The organism is Natrialba aegyptia DSM 13077 (assembly GCF_000337535.1).
Classification (GTDB): domain Archaea; phylum Halobacteriota; class Halobacteria; order Halobacteriales; family Natrialbaceae; genus Natrialba; species Natrialba aegyptia.
Genome location: NZ_AOIP01000008.1, coordinates 64234 through 90758 on the forward strand (window position 1 = coordinate 64234; position 26525 = coordinate 90758).

At 64.6% G+C, this 26525-nt stretch carries 24 protein-coding genes; 14 read left to right on the forward strand and 10 right to left on the reverse strand.

All coding sequences use genetic code 11. From position 1 onward, the window contains the following. Nucleotides 1–132: 132 nt before the first annotated feature. Nucleotides 133–762 (forward strand): class IV adenylate cyclase, encoded by a 630-nt coding sequence (gene cyaB, locus C480_RS01335; protein ID WP_006663822.1) that lies wholly within the window; start codon nt 133–135, stop codon nt 760–762. Nucleotides 763–866: 104 nt separating this feature from the next. After that, nucleotides 867–2072 (forward strand): methionine adenosyltransferase, encoded by a 1206-nt coding sequence (locus tag C480_RS01340; protein WP_006663823.1) that lies wholly within the window; start codon nt 867–869, stop codon nt 2070–2072. A gap of 18 nt (nt 2073–2090) precedes the next feature. On the opposite strand, the gene C480_RS01345 is transcribed toward C480_RS01340, so the two are convergent. Further along, the gene (locus C480_RS01345; protein ID WP_006663824.1) at nt 2091–3602 is read right to left on the reverse strand and encodes a methyl-accepting chemotaxis protein; all 1512 of its coding nucleotides are present in this window, start codon (nt 3600–3602) and stop codon (nt 2091–2093) included. Nucleotides 3603–3733: 131 nt separating this feature from the next. Between C480_RS01345 and C480_RS01350 the strand changes: the two genes are divergently transcribed. Continuing rightward, on the forward strand, nt 3734–4912 hold the full coding sequence (locus tag C480_RS01350) for a tRNA sulfurtransferase (protein ID WP_006663825.1): 1179 nt from the start codon (nt 3734–3736) through the stop codon (nt 4910–4912). A gap of 39 nt (nt 4913–4951) precedes the next feature. Here the strand turns inward: C480_RS01350 and C480_RS01355 are convergent, their stop codons facing one another. The 4 genes from C480_RS01355 to C480_RS01370 all read right to left on the reverse strand — a co-directional run bounded on the left by C480_RS01355 (nt 4952) and on the right by C480_RS01370 (nt 7409). After that, a complete protein-coding gene (locus C480_RS01355) occupies nt 4952–6028 on the reverse strand; it encodes a quinone-dependent dihydroorotate dehydrogenase (RefSeq protein WP_006663826.1) in 1077 nt (358 codons plus the stop codon). 78 nt (nt 6029–6106) lie between these two features. Next, entirely contained in the window at nt 6107–6445 is a 339-nt protein-coding gene (locus C480_RS01360) for a (2Fe-2S) ferredoxin domain-containing protein (RefSeq protein WP_006663827.1), read from the reverse strand. Then, entirely contained in the window at nt 6442–7224 is a 783-nt protein-coding gene (locus tag C480_RS01365) for a CbtA family protein (protein WP_006663828.1), read from the reverse strand. Before C480_RS01365 ends, C480_RS01360 begins: the two co-directional genes overlap by 4 nt. Then, nucleotides 7224–7409 (reverse strand): CbtB domain-containing protein, encoded by a 186-nt coding sequence (locus C480_RS01370; protein WP_006663829.1) that lies wholly within the window; start codon nt 7407–7409, stop codon nt 7224–7226. The genes C480_RS01365 and C480_RS01370 overlap by 1 nt, the downstream gene beginning before the upstream one ends. A gap of 241 nt (nt 7410–7650) precedes the next feature. On the opposite strand from C480_RS01370, the gene C480_RS01375 reads away from it, so the two are divergent. The 9 genes from C480_RS01375 (at nt 7651) to C480_RS01415 (ending at nt 16239) form a co-directional block, all read left to right on the forward strand. Beyond that, a complete protein-coding gene (locus C480_RS01375; protein WP_049903029.1) occupies nt 7651–8694 on the forward strand; it encodes a monovalent cation/H+ antiporter subunit E in 1044 nt (347 codons plus the stop codon). Between the two features lie 98 nt (nt 8695–8792). Next, nucleotides 8793–9008, forward strand: a complete 216-nt coding sequence (locus C480_RS01380) for a cation:proton antiporter (protein WP_369335240.1) — start codon at nt 8793–8795, stop codon at nt 9006–9008. Next, nucleotides 9005–9403: a monovalent cation/H(+) antiporter subunit G gene (gene mnhG, locus C480_RS01385; RefSeq protein WP_006663832.1), complete on the forward strand. Its 399-nt coding sequence runs from the start codon at nt 9005–9007 to the stop codon at nt 9401–9403. The genes C480_RS01380 and mnhG overlap by 4 nt, the downstream gene beginning before the upstream one ends. Then, nucleotides 9400–9951 carry a DUF4040 domain-containing protein gene (locus tag C480_RS01390; RefSeq protein ID WP_006663833.1) on the forward strand — a complete coding sequence of 184 codons (552 nt, stop codon included), beginning with the start codon at nt 9400–9402 and terminating at the stop codon, nt 9949–9951. Before mnhG ends, C480_RS01390 begins: the two co-directional genes overlap by 4 nt. Beyond that, complete coding sequence (locus C480_RS01395) at nt 9951–10454, forward strand: MnhB domain-containing protein (RefSeq protein WP_006663834.1); 504 nt, start codon at nt 9951–9953, stop codon at nt 10452–10454. Before C480_RS01390 ends, C480_RS01395 begins: the two co-directional genes overlap by 1 nt. Next, the gene (locus C480_RS01400; protein WP_006663835.1) at nt 10447–10824 is read left to right on the forward strand and encodes a cation:proton antiporter subunit C; all 378 of its coding nucleotides are present in this window, start codon (nt 10447–10449) and stop codon (nt 10822–10824) included. Before C480_RS01395 ends, C480_RS01400 begins: the two co-directional genes overlap by 8 nt. Beyond that, on the forward strand, nt 10817–12439 hold the full coding sequence (locus C480_RS01405) for a proton-conducting transporter transmembrane domain-containing protein (RefSeq protein ID WP_006663836.1): 1623 nt from the start codon (nt 10817–10819) through the stop codon (nt 12437–12439). Before C480_RS01400 ends, C480_RS01405 begins: the two co-directional genes overlap by 8 nt. Continuing rightward, a complete protein-coding gene (locus C480_RS01410) occupies nt 12440–14416 on the forward strand; it encodes a proton-conducting transporter transmembrane domain-containing protein (RefSeq protein WP_006663837.1) in 1977 nt (658 codons plus the stop codon). Beyond that, a complete protein-coding gene (locus C480_RS01415; protein ID WP_006663838.1) occupies nt 14416–16239 on the forward strand; it encodes a Na(+)/H(+) antiporter subunit D in 1824 nt (607 codons plus the stop codon). The genes C480_RS01410 and C480_RS01415 overlap by 1 nt, the downstream gene beginning before the upstream one ends. A gap of 119 nt (nt 16240–16358) precedes the next feature. Here C480_RS01415 and C480_RS01420 read toward each other — a convergent pair whose 3' ends face one another. The 4 genes from C480_RS01420 to C480_RS01440 form a co-directional block, all read right to left on the reverse strand. Next, nucleotides 16359–17351 carry a M14 family zinc carboxypeptidase gene (locus C480_RS01420; RefSeq protein WP_006663839.1) on the reverse strand — a complete coding sequence of 331 codons (993 nt, stop codon included), beginning with the start codon at nt 17349–17351 and terminating at the stop codon, nt 16359–16361. 224 nt (nt 17352–17575) lie between these two features. After that, nucleotides 17576–18808, reverse strand: a complete 1233-nt coding sequence (locus tag C480_RS01425) for a tyrosine-type recombinase/integrase (RefSeq protein ID WP_006663840.1) — start codon at nt 18806–18808, stop codon at nt 17576–17578. A 597-nt stretch (nt 18809–19405) separates the two neighbouring features. Further along, nucleotides 19406–21019, reverse strand: a complete 1614-nt coding sequence (locus C480_RS01435) for an alkaline phosphatase family protein (RefSeq protein WP_006663842.1) — start codon at nt 21017–21019, stop codon at nt 19406–19408. A gap of 217 nt (nt 21020–21236) precedes the next feature. Next, nucleotides 21237–22247, reverse strand: coding sequence for a lipid II:glycine glycyltransferase FemX (locus C480_RS01440; RefSeq protein ID WP_006663843.1), 1011 nt, complete (start codon nt 22245–22247; stop codon nt 21237–21239). A gap of 275 nt (nt 22248–22522) precedes the next feature. Between C480_RS01440 and C480_RS01445 the strand changes: the two genes are divergently transcribed. Further along, the gene (locus tag C480_RS01445) at nt 22523–23617 is read left to right on the forward strand and encodes a DUF1616 domain-containing protein (protein WP_006663844.1); all 1095 of its coding nucleotides are present in this window, start codon (nt 22523–22525) and stop codon (nt 23615–23617) included. Nucleotides 23618–23816: 199 nt separating this feature from the next. On the opposite strand, the gene C480_RS01450 is transcribed toward C480_RS01445, so the two are convergent. Then, on the reverse strand, nt 23817–24047 hold the full coding sequence (locus C480_RS01450) for a hypothetical protein (protein WP_152424000.1): 231 nt from the start codon (nt 24045–24047) through the stop codon (nt 23817–23819). A gap of 416 nt (nt 24048–24463) precedes the next feature. On the opposite strand from C480_RS01450, the gene C480_RS01455 reads away from it, so the two are divergent. Beyond that, nucleotides 24464–26350, forward strand: coding sequence for a hypothetical protein (locus C480_RS01455; RefSeq protein ID WP_006663846.1), 1887 nt, complete (start codon nt 24464–24466; stop codon nt 26348–26350). Nucleotides 26351–26525: the final 175 nt, after the last annotated feature.

Consider the following 26525-nt stretch of genomic DNA (forward strand, 5'->3'; position numbering starts at 1 on the left):
CGTCCCGCCGTCGACATTTAAGTACGACGCTTTGGCTCGAGAGTGACGAACGGGTTCGGTCGAGGGACAGTCCGCCCGAGTGCCCGGAGCGACCGATACTTACCGCCGCCGCCCGTTCGCCCACCTACGAACATGTATGAGGTCGAAGTGAAGGTGCCCGCCGAACTCGACCGCGTCCGGGCGCAACTCGAGGATGCACCGCTCGAGGTAACGCCGCAGGGGGCTGTCGTTCAAACAGACACGTATTACGACGCACCGCACCGATCGTTTCCCGAGACGGACGAGGCACTTCGAATCCGGAACGAGCGCCACCGGTCCGGCCCGGCCGACTCGAGCGAGACGGCCGACTCCGACGCCGAACCACGCGACGACACAGCCGAGGAGACCCGAGTTACCTACAAAGGTCCGCTCGTCGACGAGGAATCGAAGACACGCGAGGAAGTCGAAACCACTGTCGGCGACGCCGAGACGTTCGACGCCGTGCTGACGAATCTCGGCTTCGAGGCTGCCGCAACGGTTCGCAAGGAACGCGAGCGATACACGGTCGCGCCCACGGATGGTGCGGCGGACGAGTTCGAGTTCACCGTCACGCTCGACGCCGTCGACGACGTGGGTGAGTACGTCGAGGTCGAAACTGAACTCGAGGACGAGCGTGCGCTCGAGTCAGCACGGGACGGCGCATACAACGTCCTTCGCGCGCTCGAACTCGACCCGGACGACCAGATCCGGACCTCGTACCTGGGGTTGCTGCTCGAGTCGTGAGCGTGCGGTCGCCGAGCGCGAGGACTCTCGGATAACTCCCGGGTATTTTCCGGCGCAGCACTGTTTCCGCAAGTTATAGAAACTCGCTCCGTTTAGTGCCGGCAATGAGCGAGCGGAACATCCGGGTCGAGCCGATCGACCGGCAGGCCGTCGAGGATCAGGAGGTCGAAATCGTCGAGCGAAAGGGGATCGGACACCCGGACTCTATCTGTGATGGAGTGGCCGAGAGCGTCGCCGGCGCGCTCGCCCGCGAATATCTCGATCGTGTGGGGGAAGTGCTTCACTTCAATACGGACGAGACGCAACTCGTCGCGGGCGAGGCAGCACCCGCGTTCGGCGGCGGTGAAGTCGTCGATCCGATCTACCTGCTGATCGTCGGCCGCGCAACCAAACACTACGAGGGACAGACGATTCCGACCGAGACGATCGCGTTGCGGGCCGCACGCGAGTATTTAGAGAAGACGATCCCGCAGCTCGAATACGGCGAGGACATCGTCGTCGACGTAAAACTCGGCGAGGGAAGCGGGGATCTACAGGACGTGTTCGGCGAGGACGAGGTGCGCGTTCCGATGGCCAACGACACCAGTTTCGGCGTCGGCCACGCGCCGCTGACCGAGACGGAGCGGATCGTCTCCGAGGCCGAGTCTCGACTCAACGGGGAGTTCGCCGCGGAGAACCCCTATCTGGGTCCAGACGTGAAGATCATGGGCAAGCGGGAGGGTGACACGATCGACGTCACCGTCGCGGCGGCGATGGTCGACGAGTTCATCGCGGATCTCGACGCGTACGCGGACGCCGTCGAGTCGGTCCGCGCGTTCGTCGCCGAAGTTGCGGGCGACCACACCGACCGCGAGGTCAACGTCCACGTGAACACGGCCGACGACTACGAGGAAGGGTCGATCTACCTCACGGTCACCGGCACGTCGGCCGAACAGGGCGACGACGGCTCCGTCGGTCGGGGCAACCGCGCGAACGGGCTCATCACGCCCAATCGGTCGATGTCGATGGAGGCTACGAGCGGCAAGAACCCGGTCAACCACATCGGGAAGATCTACAACCTGCTCTCGACCCAGATCGCGGAGGAAGTCGTCGCCGAGGTCGACGGCATCCGCGACCTGCGCGTTCGCCTGCTCAGCCAGATCGGCCGTCCGATCGACCAGCCCCACGTCGCCGATGTGCACGTCGTCACCGCCGACGGCGTCGCCCTCGAAGACGTGGAAGACGAGATCAACGCGATCGTCGATACTGAACTCGCGAACGTCACCGAGATCACGCGCAAGGTTATCGACGGCGAACTGACGACGTTTTAGGTCTCGTTCTCGGGGAACCTATTCAGCTGCGTTCTCGGTTGTTGAGTCCGCCGACTCCACCGACTCCGACAGTTGGCGTACGGTCGAGCGCACCGCCACAACGCTTTCTCGCTGTTCGCGCGTCGACTCGGAGATCGTCTCGAGTTCGTCGCGGAGGCCGTTCATTTCGTCGACGGCGAGGTCGACCGTCGCGGCGATTTCCTCGCTGCCGGCGGCCTGATCGTCGATCGCGGTCGCAACTTCGCCGACGCCGGCCGCCGCGTCGTCGATCGCAGTGGCGATGTCGTCGAGTCGGGCCAGCGCGTTCTCGACGCGGTCGACGCCGTCGTCGATCCGGTCGGTCGTCGTCTCGAACTGGGCGGCCGTGGACTCGATTTCCGCCTGCACGTCCTCGATCGTCGCCTCGATCCGGCCCGCCTGTTCCTGGGTATCTTCGGCTAACGACTTGACCTCGCTGGCGACGATGGCGAAGCCGGCACCCTCCTCGCCGGCCTGTGCGGCCTCGATCTGGGCGTTGAGCGCCAGGATGTTCGTCTGGTCGGCGATGCCGTCGATGACGTCGACGATCTCGCCGATTTCATCGATGCTCTCGTGGAGCGTTTCGATATCCGCCGACACGTCTTCGGCGGCGTCCGACACCGTTTCCATCGTCTCGATAGCGCCGCTCGCAGCGTCTGCGCCCTCCTCGGCGAGATCGGCGGCCTCGTCGCTGGTTCGTTGTACCGTTTCCGTCGTCGACGCGATCTCTTCGACGGTCGCGCTCTGGTCCGAGACCTCCGAGGCGATGGTCTCCATGCGCTGGGTCTGTTCGACGCCGAGTTCGTGAATTCGATCGATCGTATTGGTGATCGACTCCGTATTCGCCTCGAGTTCGACAATCTCAGACCGGACCTGTTCGGAGACGGTCTCTTGCAATTCTTCGAACTCCTGGCGCTGGTGGACGAACTCGGTTACGTCCGGCGTCGCCTCGAACGCGCCGATGGCGTTCCCGTCGGGGTCTCGAAGCGGGACGGCGTACACCTGGTGGTAGCGATCCGAGTGCGGGACCGTCCGGGTATCGTTCTCCTGAATCGGCTCGTTCCGCCGGATGACCTTCTCCGCGAGGGTTTCGCTCTCGCCTTCGGTTTCGAAGATGTCGTAGGCGTTTTCCCCCAGGACGCGGTCGGCACCCGTCCCGTTGAGGCCCGTCATCGCCCCGTTCCAGTTCGTGATCTCGCCGCCCGCAGCGACGGCGAACGCGCCCTCGGGGAAACAACCGACGAGTTGCGTGTACAGCGACCGCCAGAAATCGCGCTCCCGGCGGAGTCGACTGAACTCGTCAACCTCGTCGGCGCTACTCCCGTCGGCACCGGCACCTGAACCGGCACCGTCATCGGCTCCACTACCGCTTGCTCGCTCGCCGTGTGCTCTCTCCTCGACCGAGGCGAGATACTGCTCGAGCAGCGCGCTCTCGCCCTGACTGTGGTCGGTTCGCGTCGAATCCACCGCTTCAGTACCCGTTCGTGTTTCGCGTGCCAACGGCTCGCTCATTACGCTGGACAGTCCGTCCATCGACTATAATCTCTCTGGCCATCCCCGCTCGATGCCGTCGCCGTCTGAGATCGGTTCCCACGAACTCGTGGCTCGTAACCCCCTTATGGCCCGCCTCCCTAACGAGGGGCATGCATCCGCCGGGAGCCGACACCGTCCTCGTCCGCCACGGGGACGTTAACACAAAGAGCAACACCGTCAAGCGGTACATGGAGGACCGCCTCGCCGAGAACATCGAGGCCCTCCTCGCCGACCGGTCGATCCCCGGCGAGGTCGAACGCCGGTGGAATCGCCCGCTGATCCACACCGACGAGGAGCACGTCGACGCCGCGACCGACGCCGCGACCGACGCATTCGGCGTCGTCTCCGCCAGCCCCGCCCTGACGGTCGACACCGCCATGGGCGAAATCTGTACGGCGCTCGCGGAAACCGCCCGCGCGTGCTACGACGGCGGCGCGTTCGCCGTCGACGCCCGCCGGGCCGACAAGAGCCTCCCCTACACGAGCGAAGAACTCGCCCGCGAGGGCGGCACCGCCATCTGGGAGGCCGTCGAGGACGAGTTCAGTCCCGAGGTCGACCTCGATACCCCGGACCTCACCTTCGGCGTCGAGGTCCGCGAGGACTTCGCGTTTATCTACCTCGAGACGGTTTCGGGCCCGGGCGGTCTGCCGCTCGGGGCCCAGGAGCCGGTCATCGCCCTGATCAGCGGCGGGATCGACTCGCCGGTCGCGGCCTACGAACTGATGAAACGCGGGAGTCCGATCGTCCCGGTCTACGTCGACCTCGGGGCCTACGGCGGTATCGACCACGAGGCGCGCGCGATGGAGACGGTGCGAACGCTCTCGCGGTACGCGCCGAACTTCGACATGCCGGTCTACAAGGTTCCCGGCGGCGAGACGGTCGATCACCTCGTGGGGACGATGGAGCAGGGCCGGATGCTCTCGCTGCGGCGATTCTTCTACCGAACGGCGGAGCACCTCGCCGAGCGGGTCGACGCCCACGGCATCGTCACCGGCGAAGCCGTCGGCCAGAAGTCGAGCCAGACCCTCCAGAATCTCGGCGTCACCAGCCGCGCGACGCGACTCCCGATCCACCGCCCGCTGCTCACCCGGGACAAACCGGAAATCGTCGCTCAAGCCCGCGAAATCGACACGTACACGCAGTCGACGATCAACGCCGGCTGCAACCGCGTGGCACCCGACCGCGTCGAGACGAACGCTCGGCTCGAACCGCTGCTCGAACACGAGCCTGACGACCTCTTCGAGCGGGCCGAAGACGCGGCGAAACGCGCTGAACTCGTCGAGCCCTGAACACAGTCCGCTGGCTGTTTTTGTAGCGTGTGTCCGTGCTCACTCCTTCTCCCGGTCAACCCCAACTGCCTCCGCAACTGATGCGAACCCGTCGCGTTCGAGCAGGTTCACGAGACCGCGGTTGATTCGTTTCGCGGTCGAGGGGCCCCGGTAGACGAAGCCAGTGTACAACTGGACGAGCGATGCGCCGGCGCGGATCTTTCGGTAGGCGCTTGCGGCCGAATCGACGCCGCCGACGCCGATGATCGGCAGGTCGCCGTCGGTGTGGTCGGCGATCGTGCGGATGACCGCGGTCGAGGGCTCCTCGAGCGGTTTGCCGCTGAGGCCGCCCCACTCCTCGCGCCGCGGCGAGGCGAGGTTCTCGCGGTCGGTCGACGTGTTCGTCGCGACGATCCCGTCGAGGTCGAACGCCTGAACGATGTCGACGAGTTCGAGGATCGACGCGGCGGGTTCGTCGGGACCGACCTTCACCAGGATCGGCACGTCCGCGTCGTTTTCGTCTTCGAGCGTCTCGAAAATTTCTCGGAGGTGATCGGGGGAGGCCTCGTCGAACTCGTCGGGCGTGTTCGGACAGGAGACGTTGACGACGACGTAGTCGGCGAACGGCGAGAGGCGGTCGAAGACGCGCCGGTAGTCCTCGACGGCCTCGCGTTCCGTCGACGAGTTCATCTTGCCGATGTTCACGCCGAGTGGAAAGTCGGGCGTGCCGTCGGTCTCGAGCCGGGACTTCACCCGCTCCATCCCCTGGCCGTTGAACCCCATGCGGTTGACCATCGCCTCGTCCTCGCGCAGGCGGAACAGCCGCGGCCGGTCGTTGCCGCCCTGCGAGTATGGTGTCACGGTGCCGATTTCGACGAACCCGAAGCCGAGCGCGGCGAGCGCGTGGGTCACCTCGGCGTTCTTGTCGAAGCCGGCCGCGATTCCGACCGGGTTCGGAAACGTCGTATCGAACAGGTCGACGCAGAGTGCGGGATGGTCGTACTGGTAGGCCGCCGCCATGGCCGCCCGCGTCGGCCGGGTGGACTGTGCCGCCCGAAGCGTTCGCTTCCCGAGATCGTGGGCCGTCTCGGCCGGAAGCCGGAACGCGAGCGGGCGAACTCGCGAGTACAGCGTCATCGACAGCCACTCGGTGTGGCTGGTAGGTAAACGTCCCGGGACGGAGCCGACAGGGGCGCGTGCGAGTTCGCTTCCGTTTCAGGGGTCGTCCGGATCGTCAGTGCGGTCAGCCGTCGGCCCGAACTCGGACGCGAGCAGTTCCGGAACGTCTTCGGGCATAACGTCCGAGTACCAGACGTTTCGTGGCTGGATCGTGATCGCGACACCGTCCTCGCTGCACAGGCCGAGACACGAGGTCGTCCCGACGGAAACCGCCGTCCAGAACGCGTCTCGCTCCCGCAACCAGTCTTTGACCGCCGCAACCGTCTCCTCGGCACCGACCGTTCCGCAACTCGCGTGTGCCGACTCGCGGGCGTTGGTACAGACGAAGACGTGCGCGTCGAGGCGCTCGCGCTGGCGCTCGGTCCGCTCGTTCATGAACGCGAACTCGCGGCGAGAGCGACTCGCTGCTCGGTGCTCGGTCGGTCTCGGGCCCGGGCCTGGAGTCGGTCGAAACAGCCGGCGACCAGCGCCCAGAGTGCGGCCTGGCTGAGCGCGGTCAGTCCCCGGAATGCAGTGACGAGTTCGGCAGGGAGTGGGCCGCTCTCGACGATCGTCGGTGCTGCGAGAGTCGTCACGGCTACGAGAGCGACGATCGGGAGGGCTGCAAGACACAGTCCGATCGGGCGGCTTCGCGTCGACCCACGGCGGTAGCCGTAGATCGCAGTTGCGGCGATGAGGGCGCCTGCGAGCATGAGTCCGCCGTAGACGGCGATGCGGATCGTCGGGGTGTACGCCTGCTCCGCGCCGGGCGTCGTCGGCGGTAGAACGAGCCACGGGACGCCGGAGACGGCGAGAAATCCAGCGCCGGCCAGCACGTAGCCCTTGGTCGACCCGCGTCCGGGGAGTGCGGGTTCGAGGAAGTAGAAGGCGAGTGCGAAGGCGGCACCCAGCAAGATACCCCAGAAGATGCCGCTACCGATGCTCACGACGGTAGTCGTCGTTTCGCCGACCGCGTGGGCGTGCTCGCCGGCAGCGTGGGCATGTTCGCCGGCGGTATGCGCGTGCTCGTGGCCGCTTTCAGCGCCGCCGGCCCCCTCGGCGAGGGCTTCCATGTACCCGATCAGTGGATTCGCGACCAGCATGACGTAGAGGCCGTAGGCGATGCCCGCGATTGCACCTGCGAGCACGCCCTGTTTGAGGTAGTCGACGAGCATCAGTGACAGGTCACACCGACTGCGTGTCGGAAGTTGTGCAGCGAGTCGTGAACGAGCGGTTCTTGGACGAACAGGAGCGTAAACGCCAGCGTCGCAACGAGCGCGAAGACGAGCGCTAATTGCGCGGTCGTGTGATCGTTGCGGGCGGTTCCGATTCGATCGTGGACGGTTTCGGTCGCCTCCATGAAAGTCAATTTTCCCTACTGAAAGTACAGTTGTAAATCTGCCGGTCGTTCATCGATCGTCGCGTCCCTCAGTCGGCGTCCGTTACCCGGTCACGAGACCGAGGCTGCCCGTCCCGACATCGCGATAGCGTCGCCCAATCGTGCTGGTAGATAACGAAATCGTTTTCCTACAGCTACCGCTTGAATCGACTAACGACGAGAGTCATGAGTATTCAACGCCGGTCACCAGGAGGGATGTGCCGTGGCGGCTAAACGAGTTCTCGTACCGCTGTCGGACACGGTGACCGTTCGACAGACGGTCGGGTACGCCGTCCGAGCCGCACTCGAGGAGACCGATACGGTCGAGTTCCATCTCGTTGCTGCCCTCCCCTACGATGCAGCGGTCCCGGAGGGGCGCTCGCTAACCGAGGACGCCGAACAGTTGCTCACCCGCACCGAAAACTGGGTCGAGGAAGACGTAGACGACACGGACGCGACGGTCGAGATCGAAACCGCCGTGGTCGGGACGAACGAGTATCTCTTCGGGCCGCGCGACTTTGCGGAGGTATTCGAGGCGTATGCGACGAGCCACGATATCGACCGGATCGTTCTCGACCCGGAGTACCAGCCGGGACAGACGGCACAGCTAATTCAACCTCTCGAACGTGAATTCGACGCCCTCGGTCTCCCCTACGAGGAGGCACCCGTCGACCGCCCCGCCCGTCACGAACGTCTGATCGGCGGCGGGACCGAACGGTTCGACCAACTGTTTGCAACGTTTTGGATCTCCTACGGATTCTATCTCATCCTCGGCGATCCAACCTACCCATTCGACCTCGTCACCGGCGCTGCGGTCGCCGGTATCGTCTCGATTTCGCTCGCGTACGTCACCTTTACCTTTCCACTCGGCCGGCTCCGGTCGCCGCTGCGGACCGTCCGGTTCGCCCTGTACATCCCGTATCTCCTCTATGAAATCGTCAAGGCGAACCTCGCCATCTCGGTCGTGATCCTCCGGCCGTCGATGCCGATCGAACCCGTCCTCACCCGGGTCAACGCACGCGTCAGGGGCGGCCTTCCACTGCTCGCGCTCGCAAACAGCATCACGCTCACCCCGGGCACGCTGACGGTTCGCGCCGACGACCAGCGACTGATCGTCCACACGCTCATCCCCGGCGCTCGAGACGACCTCTTCGACGGCGCGCTCGAACGCGCCGTCAGATTCGTCTTTCACGGCCGCTCCGGGGCGCGCATCCCCACCCCGCGCGAACGTGACGATACCGAGATCATCGGTGGTGACGACGTGTGAGCCCCGCGCTGTCTCCGGCGGCGCTTCCGACCCCCGAGAACCTGGCGCTCACTGAACTGTTCGTCCCGGCAGCCGCGCTGTTCGTCGTCCTGGCCATCATGCTGTTCTACCGCGCCGTCGCCGGGCCGACGACGCAGGATCGGCTCCTCGCGGTGAACGTCCTCGGGACGAACACGGTGGTGATCCTCGCGTTGCTCTCGGTCGGCCTCGACGAACCGTGGTTTCTCGACGTGGCCCTAGTCTACGCGCTGTTGAACTTCCTGATGGCGATCGCCATCTCGAAGTTCACCGTCGAACGGGGTGGGGTCCTGTGATCGACCAGCTCCAGTTCTGGGCGGTCTTGCTCTGTCTCGCCTTCGGGCTGTTCTTTACGTTCGTCTCCACCGTGGGCGTGCTCCGCCTGCCGGACGTCTACTCGCGAGCACACACCGCCTCACAGACGGACACGCTCGGCGCGGGGCTCTCGCTGGCTGCCGTTGCACTCGCGCTCGGCTGGGAGAGCACGACGATTTACACCGTCCTGTTGCTGTTCTTCGTGTTCCTCACCAATCCGACGGCTGCACACGCGATCGCGCGCTCGGCCGCCGAATCCGGCATCACGCCGCTGACGGCCGAAGATGAACTCGAGTCCGAGACGCCCGACGACGGGACATCCGCTCCAGGCGACACCGCCGTCAACGCCGGCGAGGAGGGGGGTGACCACGCATGAGCGCCCTTGCGTACACGCTTGCCATCTTCATCCTCCTGACCGCCATTGCGACGGCGCTGTTCAGGGACGTTCTCTCGGCAATCGTCGTCTTCGGTGCATACAGCCTTGGGATGGCCATTCTCTATACGTTCCTGCTCGCCCCGGACGTTGCCATGACCGAGGCCGCGATCAGCGCCGGCGTGACGACGATCCTGCTCCTGTTGACGATTTCGCGGACCACGCGACCGTCGACGGACCGGATCTTCGAACGGGTCAACGTTCCCGCCGTCGTCGTCGTCGGTGCGTTCGTCACGGTTCTCGGAACGCTCGTCCTGCCGGAGATGTACGCAGTCGGCGATCAGACGGCACCGATCTGGGGCTGGCCGGGTCTCGACATCTCCCCCTCCGTCTACTACCTCGAGAACACGGTCGCCGACACGCACGCTCACAACGCCGTCTCAGCCGTTCTCGCATCCTACCGCGGATTCGACACGTTCGGCGAGGCGATCGTCATCTTTGCCGCCGCAATTGCGGTTCTCATCGTATTGAAACGGGAGGTGTTCACGTAATGTCACGATCAGAAACCCAGTCCGATACCTACTCGGAGAGCCACGTCATCCTGACATCGGTCAGGATTCTCGCCCCGTTTACGCTTACCTACGGGCTGTTCCTGGCTCTCCACGGGACAGACACTCCCGGCGGGAGTTTCCAGGGTGGCGCGATCATCGGTGTCACCGTCTTGATGCTCGCGTTCGCCTTCGGGATCGAACCGACCCGCAGATGGCTCAAAAACTCATTCATCACCGGGCTCGTTACCGGTGGCGTCGTCATCTTCGCTGCGACCGGTCTCGCAACGATAGCCCTCGGCGGCGCGTTCCTCGAGTTCGACGCGTTTACCGACGCCTTCGGCCTCTCTCACCACTGGGGGATGGAAGCCATCGAAGTCGGCGGCGTTGCGCTGATCGTCTCCGGGGTCGTCGTGACCCTCTTCTTCGCGATGGCGGCGGGCTTTACGCCCGAACGCTACAACGCCGTCCAGGAGGACGGTGCCGAGGTGAGCGACGATGATTGACACTGCCCTCGACATCCTCGCCTCTCGCTACGCCTACGCCCTGCTGTTCGTCCTCCTCGGGACCGGGCTATACATGGTGATCGCCAACGAGAACCTCGTCAAGAAGCTGATCGGCGTCAACCTCTTTCAGTCCGCGATTTTCCTGTTCTTCATCGCGATGGCCTACGTCGACGGCCGCGCCCCGATCATCAAGGGCAAATCACACGGCGTCGGCGAAATTGCGAGCCCGCTGCCACAGGTGATCGTCCTGACCGCCATCGTCGTCGGCATCGCGCTGACGGCGGTCGGGCTCGCGCTAATCATCCGGATCTACGCGGAGTACGGCACGCTTCGCGAGGACACCCTTCGGGAGGTGCGCGCCGATGAGTAGCGTCGACCTCCTCCTCCCGTTGCTCGTCGCCGTCCCCATGTTGCTGTCGACGGTCCCGATCGTCCTCGGCCTCCGCTTCGACCGAACCGGCTGGTCCGTCGCCGCACTCACCACGACCGCCCTCGTCGCCGCGACGACCACCCTCGCGAGCGTCGTCTACACCGACGGCGTGGTCACCCACAGACTGGGCGGTTGGTCGCCGGCCTACGGCATCGAACTCGTCCTCGACGAGTTCTCCGCGCTGATCGCGGTGCTGGTCGCCGTCACGGCCGCCGGCGTCCTCGCGTACACCCGCGTGGGCGGGCCGCGCGGGAACACGTTCTACAGCGGCTACCTCCTGTTGACCGGCGGCCTCCTCGGGATTTCGGTCACCGGCGACGTGTTCAACCTGTTCGTCTTCCTCGAGATCGTCGGCCTCGCCACCTACGCGATGATCGCGAGCGGCGACGGGCCGGAGTCGGCGGTCGCCGCCCTGAAGTACCTCATTCTGGGTACCGTCGGCGCGTCGATGTACCTGATCGGTGTGGGGCTCATCTTCATGGCGACCGGCACGTTGAACATGGGTGTGCTTGCGGAGGTACTCCCGGCCGCCGTCGAGCGCGATCCGACCCTCGTTCGGGCCGGCTTCGCCTTCGTCTTCGTCGGCTTCTCGATGAAAGTCGCCCAGTGGCCGCTGCACACCTGGCAGCCCGACGCCTACCAGCACGCCCCCGACGGGATAACGCCCGTCATCGCGGCGCTCGTCTCGACGGCCTACGCGTACGCGTTCGGCCGCCTGCTGTACTCCGTCTTCGGCCCCGAGTTCCTCACGTCCACGCCCTATCTGACTGAACTCGTCGTGACGGTGGGTTGCGTGAGCGTCGTCGCGGGGAGTGCACTCGCGGTGATCCAGACCGACGTGAAGCGGATGTTCGCGTTCTCTTCGGTCTCGCAGTTCGGATTGATCGTCGCCGCGTACGGGCTGGTCACGGAGTCGGCGTTCATCGGCGCGACGATTCACCTCGTCGGTCACGCGGTGATCAAGGCCGGACTGTTCGCCGCAGCGGGCGTGATTGCCGCCAGTTACGACGCACGGACCGTCGACGAGTACGCGGGGCTCGCGGACGAGCATCCCCTCGTCGCCGGGATGATGGCGCTCTTGCTGGTCTCTCTGATCGGGATCCCACCGTCGGCCGGATTCGTCGGCAAGTGGTACATCGCGCTGGGTGCCGTCGAGGCGCAACTGTGGCCCGTTGCAGTCGTGATTCTCTTCAGCACGCTGCTGACGCTCGCCTACAGCGCGCGGTTGCTCGAGAAGATGTACTTCACTCCCGCGACGCCGCTCGAGGCACCGCACGTCTCGGAGTCGGTCGCGACGGACGGCGGCGAGAACGAGGATGATGCCGAGACGGCCGCCGGCGCGGACGCCGCGAACGACGGCGATGCCGGAACTCGTGGCGGCACCGAAACTGCCGCTCTCGACGCGACCGCCACAAACCGCGATCGCAATACCGTCTCGTACGGCATGCTCGCTCTGGTCGTCGCGACTGCCCTGCTTGCGATCTCGCTCGGATTCGCGGGCGGATTCCTCGCCGGCTTGCTCGATCCGTCGTTCATCACGGAGGTGTTCAACTAGATGTCTGGGTCAATTCTGCCGCTCGCTGCCGTGCTCACCTCGGCAGTTGCGGTCGTCCTGATCGTCGCGTCGTATCGCCGTCCGAACATCCGCGAGGGATGGTCCGTCCTCGCGGCACTGACACAGTTCGGAATCGTCCTCAGCATGCTCCCCGGCGTCCTGGACGGAACCGTCTACGAGTGGAGTCTGCAGCAGTCACTCGGCGTCGAGTTCCTCGACGGGATCGACTTCGTCCTGCGAGCGGACCTGCTGGGAATGTTGTTCGCACTGCTCGCGAGTTTCCTCTGGATCTTCACGTCGTTCTACGCCACGGGCTACATGCGCGGGCTGGACGAGCACGACCAGACGCGGTTCTTCGCCGCGTTCGCGGCGAGTCTCTCCTCGGCGGTCGGCATCGCCTTCGCCGGGAATCTGGTGACGATATTCGTCTTCTACGAACTGCTGTCGCTCGTCACCTACCCGCTCGTCGCTCACGACGGGGACAGAGAGGCCCGGATCGCCGGCCGGAAGTACATCGCCTACACCTTCTTCGGCGGCGGCGTCATCCTTCTGGCGGGAACGGTCATGGTCTACTGGCTCACGAGCCAGACCGGCACCGCGACGACGGCCTTCGAAAGCGGCGGTATCGGTGCCCTCGCTGAAGGCGCGGCAACCGACCCCACCGCCGCCCAGATCACGTTCTACCTCCTGATCACCGGTTTCGCCGTTAAGGCCGCGGTGATGCCGCTTCACTCCTGGCTCGCGGACGCGATGGTCGCGCCGACACCCGTCTCCGGCCTGCTGCACGCGGTCGCGGTCGTCAAGTCCGGCGCGTTCGGTATCGCGCGCGTCATCCTCGAAGTGTACGGCCCCGAGACGATCCGGGACCTTCCGCTTTCGGTCCCCGGTATCGGCGAGGTCGGCCTGAACGTGCCGCTTGCGATACTGGCGGCGTTTACGCTGACCGCCGCGAGCATCATCGCGCTGCGGAAAGACCACCTCAAGCGCCGGCTCGCGTACTCGACGACGGCCCAACTCTCCTACATCGTCCTCGGGCTGTCGATGCTTCACCCCTACGCGATCCTCGGCGCGCTGTTTCACATCCCCGCCCACGCCTTCGCCAAACTCACCCTGTTCTTCTGCGCCGGGTCGGTCCACGTCGAGACCCACACCGACTACATCAGCGACATGGCCGGCATCGGCAAGCGCATGCCCCTGACCATGTCCGCGTTCACCATCGGCGCTGCCGGCATGGCCGGCATGCCGCTGATCGCCGGCTTCGTCAGCAAGTTCTACATGCTCCTCGGCGCCGGCTACGTCGGCGGCGAGTACTGGCTCTTCGCCGCCGCGTTGCTCCTCTCGGGCGTCCTCAACATCGCGTACTTCTGGCCCGTCGTCTACACCGCCTTCTTCGAAAGCGAGGACCGCCACGACGCCAAACCGCTCCTCGAGTTCCCCGCCGGCGGCATCCGCCAGTTCGTCGGCGATGAACTCGCGACCGACGGCGGCAAACGCGACGAGGAAACGGAACTGAACTCGGACGGCGATAGCGGTGCCGGTGCCGGTGCCGATTCTGATGCTGATTCCGAAGCCGACTACGAGTACGCCGTCGACCGGTATCCGAGCGATGCGGACGTTCCGGGCGGCCCCGGGGGCTCATCCGCCGAGGACGATGTGGATTCGAGTGTAAAGACGGGTACGGAGACCGCTGGTACCGGTCACGATCACGGCCACGCCGGTGCTCACGACGACCACCACGAGCACCACGGCGGGCCGCCGGCTGACGGCTGGACCCGCCATTCGCCGCTCACCGAGAGCACGTGGCTCATGCTCGGTCCGATCGCAGTCATTGCGACGGGGGCGGTCGTCCTCGGGATCATCCCCGGACACGCCGCCTTCCTCGATCTGGCGACCGAGATCGTCACGTCGGTCTTCGACGCCGACTCACTCGAGCAGTTACGGGGCCCGCTTTCGGCGGCCCTGGAGGTGAGTTCCTGATGATCGAGTCCGAACTGCTGACGATGGCCTACCCGCCGCTGTTGGTGTTCGCCGCGGCGATACTCGTCTTGCTGTTGCCCCGCGTCGTCGGGTTCACGTTCGGCGCGCTCAGCCTCGCCGCGGTGCTCGCGATCTCGCTGGTCGTGCCCGAGGGATCGTACCTGACGGGAACCTTCCTCGGCCACTTCCAGGTCGTCCCCTTCTTCGTCGATCCGTTCTCCCGCTTCGTCGGGATCGCGCTCGGGCTTCTCGGCGTCTGCACCGTGATCTACGCCTATTCGAGCGGCGCGAGCCGCACGTTTACGGCGATCGCGCTCTCGTACGTCGCGTCCTCGATCGGGGCGGCGTTCGCGGGCGACTGGCTCGTGCTGGTGTTCATGTGGGAGATCATGGCGATCACGAGCACGGTCGTCGTCTGGTACTACGGCGGCGACGCGGTGCGGGCCGGCTACCGGTACGCGCTCTTGCACGGCACCGGCGGCGTGCTGGTGATGTTCGCCGTCGCGGCCCACTACGTGGCGACCGGGACGTTCGTCTACGACCTGAGTGCCGGACTCGCGGACGGATTGCCCCAACTACTCGCGATGCTCGGGATGGGGGTCAACGTCGCCTTCATCGGGCTGCACTACTGGCTTCCTGATACGTATCCACGGCCCAGCTTCGTCGCGTCGGCGTTCCTCGCGGCCTACACGACGAAGACGAGCGCATTCATCCTCTATCGGGCGTTCCCCGACGACGGACACCTCTTCCTCGCGTACATGGGCGGCTTGATGTCCGTCTACGGCGCAACGTTCGCCCTGTTGCAACACGACATGCGAGCGCTGCTGTCCTATCACATCCAGGCACAACTCGGCTACATCGTCGCCGGGATCGGTATCGGCACGTCGATCGCAACCGCCGGCGCGATAGGCCACCTGTTCAACAATATCCTGTTCAAGAGCCTGCTGTTCATGGCCGTCGGCGTCGTCATCTACCGAACCGGCGAGAACGATCTCTACGAACTCGGCGGTCTCTGGCGAGAGATGCCCCTGACGGCGATCGCGTTCGGCCTCGGCGCGTTCTCGATCACCGCGATTCCGGGCTTCAACGGCTACGTCAGCAAGGGGATGCTCTTCGACGCGGCCGACCCGCACTACTTCGGCGCACCGGAGTACGAGGCGCTGTACTGGCTGTTGTACATCGGAGCGATCGGAACCCTGCTCTCGTTCATCAAACTCGGCTACTACGTCTTCTTCCACGGCGAGAGCGATATCGAGGTTCCCGACGCCAAGCCGGGCCAGGTGATCGCGATGTTCGGCCTCGGCGGCGCCTGTCTCCTCTTTGGCGTCTGGTGGCAGGGCTTCGCCGACCTGATGCCGGTGATCGAGGAGTCGACGCACACGTTCATGGCCAACGGTGCTGAGAAACACCTCCACCCCTACAGTCCGAGTCACCGTCAGACGGCTGCAACGCTGACCGCCATCTCGCTCGTCGCCTTCGTGATCGTCCGCAAGCCGCTCTCGAAGCTCGAGTTCACCGATCCGGGAAGCATTATCTACCCTATCGGCTACTATCTGGGTCGATGGTCGATGCTCGCGACAACGAACCTGTACGCCGCCGTCGACCGCCTCGCCGTCGCGTTCGTCAAGCGGTGGTACTGGATCGGGAACAACCCGGTCCTGGCCGTCGATGCGGCCGCCCGTCGGCTGCCGATGGTCGACGTCGCGGAGCGCCAACCAGCGGATGGTGGCCGTCCGTCGACGATTCACCTTCGAGCGGGGATTGGCACGACGATATTGCTGTTGACGCTCGCGCTAACGATCGTCATCTGGTTGCTCGTCTGAGAACTCGAGTTCAGCTCGCGGCGGGATTTCGGATCGGGAACGGATGCGGGGCGGGATTTTGCTGTCGGTTCGCAACTGCGTTCGAGGAATGCCGACCGCTGGGGTAGCGAACAGGCCTGTTACTCGCTATCCCACGGCCAGGGGGAACTGGACCCGCGCTCGGGGATCGTGTCCGCCAGGTCGGGGTCGCGATCGAACAGCGATCCGTCGGCGGTCTCGGCGAGGAGCGTTTCTACCTGCGCTCGCATGTGTCGGACCATCTTCCCCTCCATTCGTTGACCGCGGTCGTCGACCTGGCCGGTCATCTCCAGTAAGGCGCTGCCGTACCCGCGGATGCCGTACGCGTTGCGAGCGATGTTCGCACCCGTGCCGCCGGGATACTGCGACATGTTCGCGAAACCGAACTCGTCGTCGACCTCGTCGTACATCGCCCAGTTCATCCGCTTCGAGAGTTCGACGGCGTCCGCTCGAGCGGCGGGAGCGATCGGCCAGAACGTCGACGCGCTGATCGACTCGCCGTCTTCGTCGACGTAATCCCCGGTCTGGGTGTGCAGGTCGGCGACCCACGTCGGTTCGAGGGCGGTGACGTAGTCGATCATCGCCTGCGTTTCCGGCGACGGGTTGTCTGTCGCGCCGGCCTCGTAGTCGTGCTGGCGGTTCGGATCGATGCCGTCGGCGTTCGTCCGCTGATTTCGCATGCCGCCGTCGGGGTTGTGCATGGGGAGCGCGTGGACGGTCAGTTCGTCGCGGACCGGCCCGACGGCGTTCCCGCCCGCGGCGAGCCGTTGTAGAACCTTCAGGAGCGCGACGGTCCCCGTCGGCTCGTCCCCGTGTTGCTCGCTCGTCAGGAAGACGTCAGTGTCGCCGTCGCCGACGGTCGCGACGACGAGTTCACGTCCCTCGATGCTGTCGCCGATCGTCTCCAGGGAGACGGCTCCCTGGCTGGTGTGTTCGTACGTCGCCAGTTGGTCCATCACGTCCGCGTGCGTGTGCCACCGCGAGTTCTCTCGCGGATAGTCCCGTGCGCTTGCAATCCCGATACCGGACCCGAGTACGCTCGTTCCGGCTCCGGCGATGCCGCCGATCAACGAAAGTGCGTTACGCCGCTTCATAATTGCCTATGACCGTAACTGATAGTTATATTTAATTCTTGTATTACTGTCCTGTCAGGTACGTCGATAAATACAGCCAACGGTTGGTGATAGCGACAGCGAACGGGAGGATCAGATTCGAAGAAGCGGTGACGATCGACGAGGCGTTCGATCACCGCTGTACCATCAGTCCGTCGAGCGCGAACGCACGAGCGGGACGAACTCGACCCGGTTCTCGATGGCTGTCAATTCTCCTCGGTTCCGTTCGGTTTCCCATCCGTCTCGTTCACGTCCGTCACATCGATTCGGAGCGGTTCGTCGACCGGAACGGCGATCGCTCGCTCGCCGGTCGAGATCCGCAACGCCGGCTGTTCGCGCGTCGCCTCGCGCCGCGTTCGCTCGCCGTCGGCCGTTGGGTCGTCCGTTCGATCGAGTTCGCCGCGGACGCCGCGCGGGGTCAAGTAGTCGCCGTCGACGGCGAGCCCGATGTCCGCACAGAGGCGTTTGAGCACCGATCGGGCACCTTCGGTCGTGATCGCCGGCGGGGCGATGTCTCGCTCGCGGGCGAGTTCGGTCGCCGTCGCGTCCGCGAGCAGGGATTCGATCTCGCGCTCGTCGTACCCGCGGTCATCGAGTACCGTCCTGACCCGGCGGGCGATCGAGGGGGCGTGTCGCGTCGGAAAGAGGGGCCAGTCGTTCGAGGGCGGATCGAGGACGACTCGGTACCGGCGCAGCGGCGTGCGGGCGGGGGCAAAGAGGGAGACGTCCTCCAGGCGCTGGGATTTCCCGAGGACGCGAATCGTCCCAGTGTAGAAGTCGACGTCGTTCCAGGTCGCGCCGGTCCGCCTGTCGTCTTCGGGCACGCGAAACAGTTCCGAGCCGCGGACGGCGGAGTGGGCGAGGAGCGCGACCATGGCGTACTCGCGCAACCGCGTTCGGCGTTCGACCGGGTCCTGTCGGGTCGTCTCCGAGAGAGCCCGTTTGCGGACGTGGGTTTCCAGTCGGCGGCGCTGTTTGGCACTCCAACTGTCGGCGTCGTCGCGGTCGGTTGCACTCGGCAGGGCCGATTCCGCGAGTTCAGTTGCGGCCGGATTCGTTTCGAGGATGCCGCCGCGGACGCACCACGAGAGGAAGGCCCGGACGACGGCGAAGTACGTCCGGGCGGACGAGGCGGTGTAGGCACCGCGCTCGGTCCGTCTGTGTAGCTCCTCGGCGTAGGTGCGAACGTGATCGCTCTCGAGGGCGAACAGCGAGATCAGACCGAACTCGCGCTCGAGCCAGTCGGCGAATCGCCGGAGGATGGATTCGGCGTTCGACGCGTACGCGCCCGCACCCGGCCCGTCGGGATCGCCGACAGCCTTTCGCTGGAGGTAGGCGTCGACGGCGTCCGTGACGGTGACCTCGGCGCTGCTGTCGACGGCGTCCGTGACGGTGACCTCGGCGCTGCTGTCGCCGGCGGCCGGTTCGCGGTCAGGCACGCCGGCTCACCCTCCTTGTCCCGTCGATGCGACGAGAACGGCGGCCGAGACCGGAATCGTCGCGTCCCGTCATCTGTGTCTCTTACTGCGTCGGCGCGGTAAATCCGTGTTTCGGTGACCCGAGTTCAGAAAAAACACCACCATTTTTCAGATCCCGATTAGTTGGGTTAAATATGGAGACTCGACGGTGGAGAGTGAAGATTGGCAGTTGGGGAGCCATAGCGGTTGGTATCCTCGGGTCAGCCATCTCCCTCACGTTCTTCGAAACGGGTGGATTCCTCTACATGGCTCTGTTTAGTATATTTGGCATCGGTGGTGCATTGCGACTTAGCGGTCGTGCGAAGCTCTACTCTTATTTGCTCCCTGTCATGGGTTTCCTTGCCTTTTTCCTCTCACTAGCGCGCTATCTCAGAGACGGACTTACGACACTAACACTCGCGCTCTTGCTTCTCACTATCGTCGTATTTCTGCGGAGTCTTCAAGGCTACCGCGCTTACTCTTGATACAGCGTATCTCCGATAGACGGCCGTGCCGTCCGTACTGGTGTATTACAGGCATCTGAATAGAACCTGTGTTACTATCGACTGGCAGCGCTGCTTACTCGAGATAGCCCAGATCCGCGAGTCGCTGTTCGACCCCCTCATCCGCGGTTTCGACGACTTCACCGTCGTCGCGTCTGTCGTAAGTCGTCTCCCCGCTCGGATCGACACACGGGAGCACCGTCCCGTCCATGCGCTCGTCCGCCGGGACGCCGAGCGTCGCCAGGACGGTCGGCGCGATATCGAAGAGGTGTGCGCTTCCGACGCCAGCGGCGCAGTCGACCCCTGCACCCGCGACGGCGACCGTCCCCTCGAGTTTGTGGTTCCAGGGCTCGCTCGGTGGTCCGAACTGCTCCTCCCGCAGCGTCGCCGACAGGAAGTGCTCGAAGTCCGCCGGAATCGTCACGATGTCGACGGCGTGCTCGCTCTCGGGGCCGTGGAAATACTCCTCCCGCGGGCGGACCGCCTCGAAAACCGGCTCACCGTCCGGCGTCCGCACCGAGCGGAGGGCGTCGATAACCCGCGTGCGAACCGCCTCGTACTCCGCCTGCGGTACCTGGCCGTTCGGCTCGCGGCCCTCGAGATTGAGCCGGACCCCGAGTTCGATCCGCGAACGCACGTACGCCTGCGAGTTCGGAAAGTCGACCTGGGTCGCGCCCGCGCTGACGAGCCCCGACGGGACGGCGGCGGCGACGAGGTCGGCGAGGCCGAGGCGCTCGAGAATAGCGCCGAGTCGCTGGCTCGTGAGGCCGGCTTTGGCGGCGGCGGCCATCGTCCGTTCCGACAGGCCCGGATCGCGTCGTGTCGTCTCCTCACCGGCCTTGAGGGAGTCGTCTCGGACCGTCGCCCAGGTGGGCATTCCCTCGCCGCCGTCTTTCGTCTCGACGTAGCCCTCTCGCCGGAGGTGCTCGTTCGCCCTGAACTCGCGGCCCGCGTAGGGGCCCATGCCGTGATCGCTGGCGACGATGACGGTGTCGGGGTCGTACGTTTCGAGGATGTCGGCGAGCTGTCGGTCGAGTTCGCGATAGATCGCCCGGATCGCCGCGTCGTTTTCGGGCTCCTTGTGGAAGATGGAGTCGGTCACCTGGAACTCGAGGAAGCCGAACTCGGGGTCGAACCGGTCGGCCAAATACCGGAACGCCTCGCCGCGCATGCGGACGCAGTCGCTGGAGGCACCGGCGAGGTCGTCGGCGTCTTCGTCGGGATAGACGCGGTACTCGCCGAGTTCGTCCCTGACGTCCGCGAGCAACCCGTCGGGGTGGCAGGCCGGGTCCTCCGGCGCGGTGTAGCCCGGGATCAGCGCGCCGCTGAACTCGTGGGGCGGGTGCGTGACCGGGACGTTGACGACGACGCTCGTGATGTCGTGCTCGGAGAGCAACTCCCACAGCGCCGGTTCGCGCACGTCGCTCGCGTTGACCACGTCCCAGTCGTAGCCCTCGAAGGAGAGAAAGCCGAAGACGCCGTGCTTGCCGGGATTTTTCCCGGTGTACATGGACGGCCAGGCGCTCGCCGTCCACGGCGGAATCTGGGATTCGAGGGGGCCGCTCGTCCCGTCCTCGTAGAGCGATTCCAGCGTCGGTACGTCGTCGTTGGCAAACAGCGGCTCCAGCACGCGGTCGCAGGCTGCATCGATCCCGACGAGCAGGGTCTGCAGCGAGGAATCGTCGTCCATTGCCGGCGTCTCCGCGGCGGTTCCCTTTCGTTATGGGCGGGGTTACCGCGAGCCGCCAGTTTCTGGGCCTCCGCCGGGATCACGATCACCGAAAGCCACCGAGGACCGGGTGTCGGTCAGCCGCCGTGAAACGACGGGTAGCCGCGTCCTACCCTCGTCTCCTCTCCCGTTCCTGGTCTCTCCGCACTCCCAACCCTCTCGTCTAACCCAATGCCGACTACTTGACCGAATCGTACAGCGACGCCACCGTCCGCATTCCCCACGACCCGTACTCCAGACTGTAGTACGTCTCCAGCTCCGGATTGAACTTCGCCTTGTACCGATTGATTCGGCGCGTATCCGCGCCGACGAGATCGTACGTCTCGAGTTCGCGATCGCGGGCGTCCTCCATGATCGCCCAGTCGAGCAGGTCGTTCGTCGGCACGTCCACGTCCGCATCCGTTCGGACGCCGCCCATCCACCGCCCCGTCGTGTCGCCGTACTCGAGCGCCAAAATGCCGCCGACGAACTCGCCGTCGACGCGAAGTGTGTACGGTCGGACGTGCCCGTTCGCCGTTCGCTCGGCGAGATTGAGGACGAACTCGGCCGGCACGTCGAAACCGATTCCCTGCGATTCGTACCGGTTTTTCACCTGCTCGTGAATCAGTCGAATCTCCTCGGAACCGCCGACCGCGACCTCGTAGGCGTCCTCGTCGGCGTTCGTGATATTGCTCCGCGCGTCGCTGCTGAACGACTTCAAGAGTTCGTCGCGCTCTCGCGTGAGGTCGACCGCGTAGGTATACTCCGGCGTCGCGTCGAACTCGTTCCACTTGAACGGCCGCGAGTCCGCGACGCCCGTGCTCGTCCTGACGTGGGCGTACCGCGGCGAGAGTTCGGTTCGAATCCAGTCGAGACAGCCGTCCGTGAACCGCTGGCGACGGCGCTCGCGCTTTCGCTGTTTTAGTTTGCCCATGTTCAGAAACGCCGGTCCGAGGTACGGCACGCGGATGTGTGGCGGCGGCGAGAACACCGTCGTCACGAACTGTTTCCGCAGTTCGAAGACCGGAAAGAGGCCGACCGGTTCCTGCCCCTTGAACCCGATCAGCGGATGGAGCGTCGCGCCCGAATGGTTCGCTTGGACCTCCAGGGCCTCGAGTTCGTGACACAGCGTTCCCTGTGGGGAGCGTTCGACGAACTCGTTCCAGCGCTCGCGGTCCTCGTCGGTCGCAGCGCGAACGTCGATGCTCATCGCGTCACCCCTCCGTGTAGCCGACGAACTCGGGCGTCGATCGACTCGTTCGGAGCGCTCTCGTGGGATGCCTGCAGCGTCGCTCGGCCAGTCATACCGACAGCCTCGCACCGCGAGCACTTTGTAAGCGGCCCGTTTCCGCCGGCGACGATCCGACGAGCGGGGCGAACGAGAAGCGAAACCGGTCACGAGCGGCGTTCTGCGGGATCGTGCGAGCGCGCGGCGTCTCCGCTCAAGTTCTCGGTTCGGATCGACCGGTTACGCGACTCGTAACAATGGTGGAACCAGTCGACGCCCGGATAACTGCCTCATACATGAAAGAGCGTTTGACGAATACGACCGAGCCGTCCGCCGCCGTCGGCCAGGGGCCCAAAGCTATCGCGTCCCGTCTCCCGGTCGACTTGATCGGCGTCGCCGGATTCACTGTACTCGCGGCCGTCCTCCTGCTCGTCGTCGAGATCACGATGCCGGTCGCTCGCGTCGCGATCGGGTTTCCACTGTTGTTTCTCGCACCCGGGTACGTAACCGTCTCCGTGCTGTTCCCGCGGGACGAGCCGCCGGCGCGGACCGAACGCGTGCCGCTGATCGGGCAGACGCTGACGGTAACCGGGACCGAACGCGCGGCGCTCTCTTTCGGGCTGAGCTTTGCGCTCCTCCCGCTGCTCGGTTTCCTGATCGCCGCCACACCGCTCGTGTACGCGGTAACGGGCGTCGTTGGAACCGTGAGCGGGTTCGTTCTCGTCGGGACCGCTCTCGCCGCTGTGCGCCGCGCCCGTGTTCCTCGCTCCGACCGCTACCAGTTCCGCCTCGGCCGCGTCATCGACGCGCTCTATACGGCGGTATTCGGCACGAGTTCACCCGTCAACACGGCGGTCAACGTCGTGTTGGTCGTAAGCATGCTCGTTGCACTTTCGAGCGTGGGGTACGCGCTCGTCGCCCCGCAGGACGGCGAGCAGTATACGGATATGAAACTGCTCACGGAGGACGACTCCGGTGAACTCGTTACGGCTGACTACCAGACGTCGACGGAGCCCGGCGAGTCCGTTCCCATGACGATCAGCGTCGAGAATCAGGAGAACGCCGAGCGGGAGTATACGGTGGTCGTGCAAGAGCAATGGGTCGAGGAGGGGAGCGGAAACGTGTTCAACCGAACGGAACACGAGCGATACGCGTACGAACTCGGAGACGGGGACCGCGAACTCACGAACGGCACCGTGACGCCGGACGCCGAGAGCGGGACGGTTCGAATCGCGGCGTTGCTCTACGAGGGCGAGGTGCCGGAGTCGCCGACGATGGCGAACGCCGACCAGTCGACGTACCTCTGGACGACGATCGAGGAGGCCAGTGGAGACGAGGATACGGACGGGTAACGGTAACGGCAACGAGACTGAACTCGCCGTTGACGACGGGTTCGTTCTTCGGCACACGACAGTGCTATCGACCGCTGCGTACCGTCGCAGCTCGTGCTGACTTCGAAGACAGCAAGGTTCCGTTGCCACTATTACCGACTGCAACCGTCTCCACGCCGACCGCACACCTGCTTCCCGAACTCGTTCCAGATACCCTCTCTCAAATGAGGGTATCTAGAACGAGTATCACGCCACAGGCTGCTATTGCTGTGCCGCCGACGCGTCCGATCAGAACGGAGACCTCGCTCATCTGGATATCGACCGGACTTTGCGTTGTTCCGATAGACTTCGTCCACCGGTTGAATAGATCGATGAGTGGATGGTTTATAATCAGCGGGATACCAATAAGGATCAACAGCACACCTGACAGCACCTTTGCGAGGGGAGTCACGTGATACGCATCCGATTCTACCCGTATGTATTGTCCGATACACGCTATTTGAAAGGGTTGGACGACGGGGTACGCGGCCACTCAACGTCTCCTTCGGGCCGCTACCCTGCGGTGGCCGTCTCGATCCCTCACTCTTGTCACTACACCATCCCTGCTATCGCTTCTTTGCCAGCGCCCGTTGCAGGGAACCTGAAGCGCAATATAGTAGCCACTGAAAGTCGGTGCACACCTGATCGTGCGACAGCTGTACGATCAGTGTGTAAACCGTTTCAGTTGTTACTATACGCCTCGTTTCGTCGGGTAACTCCGGCCGCTTCGCACTGTTTCTCGTATCGAACGAACGGTACACGCAGACTTACGGTCAGCAACCGGTGAATAACAAGGATAGCTATCGGATAACGTCGCAGCAGCACCGAATGTCTTCCCAGTCAGCCGCCCCTGACGATCCGTTTCGGAAACTCGCGCTCGCTATCGGCTTCCTCACGGTCGCCGTCACCGCGTTTCTCGCCCACGAGTCGCCGGCGGCCGGATACGAACTCTCGATATACACGATGACCCCCGACCAGGTCTGGGTCGGTCTGCTCGTGGCGATGAGTATCGCCCTCGCCGTCGCGTTCGTACCGGGCAGGCGCTCTGGCGACGGTAACGACGCCACCAACGGAAACGACGGCGACGAACCGTCGCGCGGACTCTTTACCAGCCGCCTGCTCGCTCTCGGACTCGGCGGGCTCGCGATGACCGTCTTCGCCGCACTGCCCATCATCCGCGGCTACCGCTTTTTCGGGCACCACGACGCGTTGACCCACCTCGGCTGGGCTCGCGCCATCGCCGAGGGGACGATCGTGCCGTTCGACCTGTACTATCCCGGTATCCACACCGTGACCGTCCTGGTCAACGCGGTCCTTGGCACCTCGCTGGAACACTCCCTGATGCTGACCGTCTTCCTCTCGCTCGTCGTTTTCTGGGTGTTCGTCCCGCTCTGTATCGGAACGGTCGTCTCGGACCGACGAGCAGTCGTGATCGCCACGTTCTCCTCGTTCTTGCTGTTGCCGATCACGACGATTTCGATGTTCATGACCGCTCACGCGATGTCACAGGCGGTGCTGTTCTCGGCGCTGCTGTTCTACCTGTTCGTGAAGTATCTCCGCGCGGACCGGACCCTGGCGTCGATTTCGGCCGTCGGCATCGCGCTCGCAGTCACCTCTATCGCGACCGTCGTCTACCACCCGCAACTCGTCGCCCACCTGATCGTCGTCTTCCTCGGAATCAGTCTCGTCCAGTTCCTCGCCCGGCGGATCGCAGCGACCGGTCGGATCGCCTCGCAGACGCCCATGTACGGCCAATCACTCTTTCTGGTGGCGCTGTTTCTCGTCTGGACCTCGAATCACGGCTTCTTCGGCGGCATAATCGACCACTTCCTCGGTTCGGCGGTCGAGTTCATCCTCGCGGGGAGCAACACCGCGGGCGATTCGGTCGCGACGCAAGGGGCGTCGCTCGGTGCGATCGGGGGCAGCCTCGTCGAGATCTTCCTCAAGTTATTCCTGCCACAGCTCGTGTTTTCGATACTCGCTGGCGGATTGATTCTCGTTGCCGTCTTCGTTCGAGGCTCGGACTGGCTGGCGAGGATTAGACCCGAAACGCTGTACTTCGGGGCCGCTCTGGTCGGGCTCGTGCCGCTGTTTGGCATCTACTTCCTCGCGCCGGATTCGACGATGTACTTTCGGGTCTTCGGGCTGATGATGGTCTTCGTAACCCTCCTCGGTGCGCTCGCAATCTACGGCCTGTGCAGTCGTTTCTCGGGTGCGAGCCGCTGGCGACAGTCTCGGTTCGTTCCCTCGGGACAGCCGCTGCTCGCCGTCGGCTTTGCGCTCTTGCTCTTGCTCTCGCTGGCTGCCGTCTTCTCCTCGCCGTACACCTACACGCCAACCGCACACGTCAGCGATCAGGATATCCAGGGCTACGAAACGACCTTCGACGATCGAGACGCCGAGGTCGATCTCGTCGGATTGCGAAACGGCCCGAACCGTTTCGACGACGCCGTCAACGGGAACGCAGAGCGCATGCGAGTTCACCGGGACGTTCCCGAGTCGACGCTCGGCAGGAATCTCACCGAGGAGTTCGAAGAGGATCGGTATCTCGTGTTGACCCAGTACGATTACGATCGGGAGGTGATCGCCTACGGTGAACTCCGGTACAGCGACGCACAGTTCAGTGCCGTCGAGAACGAGCGGGGAGTTAGCCGCATCCACTCGACGGACGAGTTCGAGCGCTACTACGTCGATACCGAGATGGGGGACACGTAAGGAACTGAGCGACTTGCACGACGCGTTTCGAACGGGTTCGGTTGGTCCGTTTTCGAGTATTGTGGGCACTCTGTTGTTTCGGTGTCGGTGCTGTCGCGGTGTCGCGCTGTCGTGGCAGCGCTGTTGTGGCGGTGATGCTGTTGTGGTGTCGGCGCTGTTATAGGCAAGCTGTACC

Bases quoted from the DNA above. Each gene is read 5' to 3' on its own strand.
- cyaB (WP_006663822.1), top strand. From the start codon at position 133: ATGTATGAGGTCGAAGTGAAGGTGCCCGCCGAACTCGACCGCGTCCGG.
- C480_RS01340 (WP_006663823.1), top strand. From the start codon at position 867: ATGAGCGAGCGGAACATCCGGGTCGAGCCGATCGACCGGCAGGCCGTC.
- C480_RS01345 (WP_006663824.1), bottom strand. From the start codon at position 3,602: ATGAGCGAGCCGTTGGCACGCGAAACACGAACGGGTACTGAAGCGGTG.
- C480_RS01350 (WP_006663825.1), top strand. From the start codon at position 3,734: ATGCATCCGCCGGGAGCCGACACCGTCCTCGTCCGCCACGGGGACGTT.
- C480_RS01355 (WP_006663826.1), bottom strand. From the start codon at position 6,028: ATGACGCTGTACTCGCGAGTTCGCCCGCTCGCGTTCCGGCTTCCGGCC.
- C480_RS01360 (WP_006663827.1), bottom strand. From the start codon at position 6,445: ATGAACGAGCGGACCGAGCGCCAGCGCGAGCGCCTCGACGCGCACGTC.
- C480_RS01365 (WP_006663828.1), bottom strand. From the start codon at position 7,224: ATGCTCGTCGACTACCTCAAACAGGGCGTGCTCGCAGGTGCAATCGCG.
- C480_RS01370 (WP_006663829.1), bottom strand. From the start codon at position 7,409: ATGGAGGCGACCGAAACCGTCCACGATCGAATCGGAACCGCCCGCAAC.
- C480_RS01380 (WP_369335240.1), top strand. From the start codon at position 8,793: ATGCTGTTCTACCGCGCCGTCGCCGGGCCGACGACGCAGGATCGGCTC.
- C480_RS01390 (WP_006663833.1), top strand. From the start codon at position 9,400: ATGAGCGCCCTTGCGTACACGCTTGCCATCTTCATCCTCCTGACCGCC.
- C480_RS01395 (WP_006663834.1), top strand. From the start codon at position 9,951: ATGTCACGATCAGAAACCCAGTCCGATACCTACTCGGAGAGCCACGTC.
- C480_RS01400 (WP_006663835.1), top strand. From the start codon at position 10,447: ATGATTGACACTGCCCTCGACATCCTCGCCTCTCGCTACGCCTACGCC.
- C480_RS01405 (WP_006663836.1), top strand. From the start codon at position 10,817: ATGAGTAGCGTCGACCTCCTCCTCCCGTTGCTCGTCGCCGTCCCCATG.
- C480_RS01410 (WP_006663837.1), top strand. From the start codon at position 12,440: ATGTCTGGGTCAATTCTGCCGCTCGCTGCCGTGCTCACCTCGGCAGTT.
- C480_RS01415 (WP_006663838.1), top strand. From the start codon at position 14,416: ATGATCGAGTCCGAACTGCTGACGATGGCCTACCCGCCGCTGTTGGTG.
- C480_RS01420 (WP_006663839.1), bottom strand. From the start codon at position 17,351: ATGAAGCGGCGTAACGCACTTTCGTTGATCGGCGGCATCGCCGGAGCC.
- C480_RS01435 (WP_006663842.1), bottom strand. From the start codon at position 21,019: ATGGACGACGATTCCTCGCTGCAGACCCTGCTCGTCGGGATCGATGCA.
- C480_RS01440 (WP_006663843.1), bottom strand. From the start codon at position 22,247: ATGAGCATCGACGTTCGCGCTGCGACCGACGAGGACCGCGAGCGCTGG.
- C480_RS01445 (WP_006663844.1), top strand. From the start codon at position 22,523: ATGGTGGAACCAGTCGACGCCCGGATAACTGCCTCATACATGAAAGAG.
- C480_RS01455 (WP_006663846.1), top strand. From the start codon at position 24,464: ATGTCTTCCCAGTCAGCCGCCCCTGACGATCCGTTTCGGAAACTCGCG.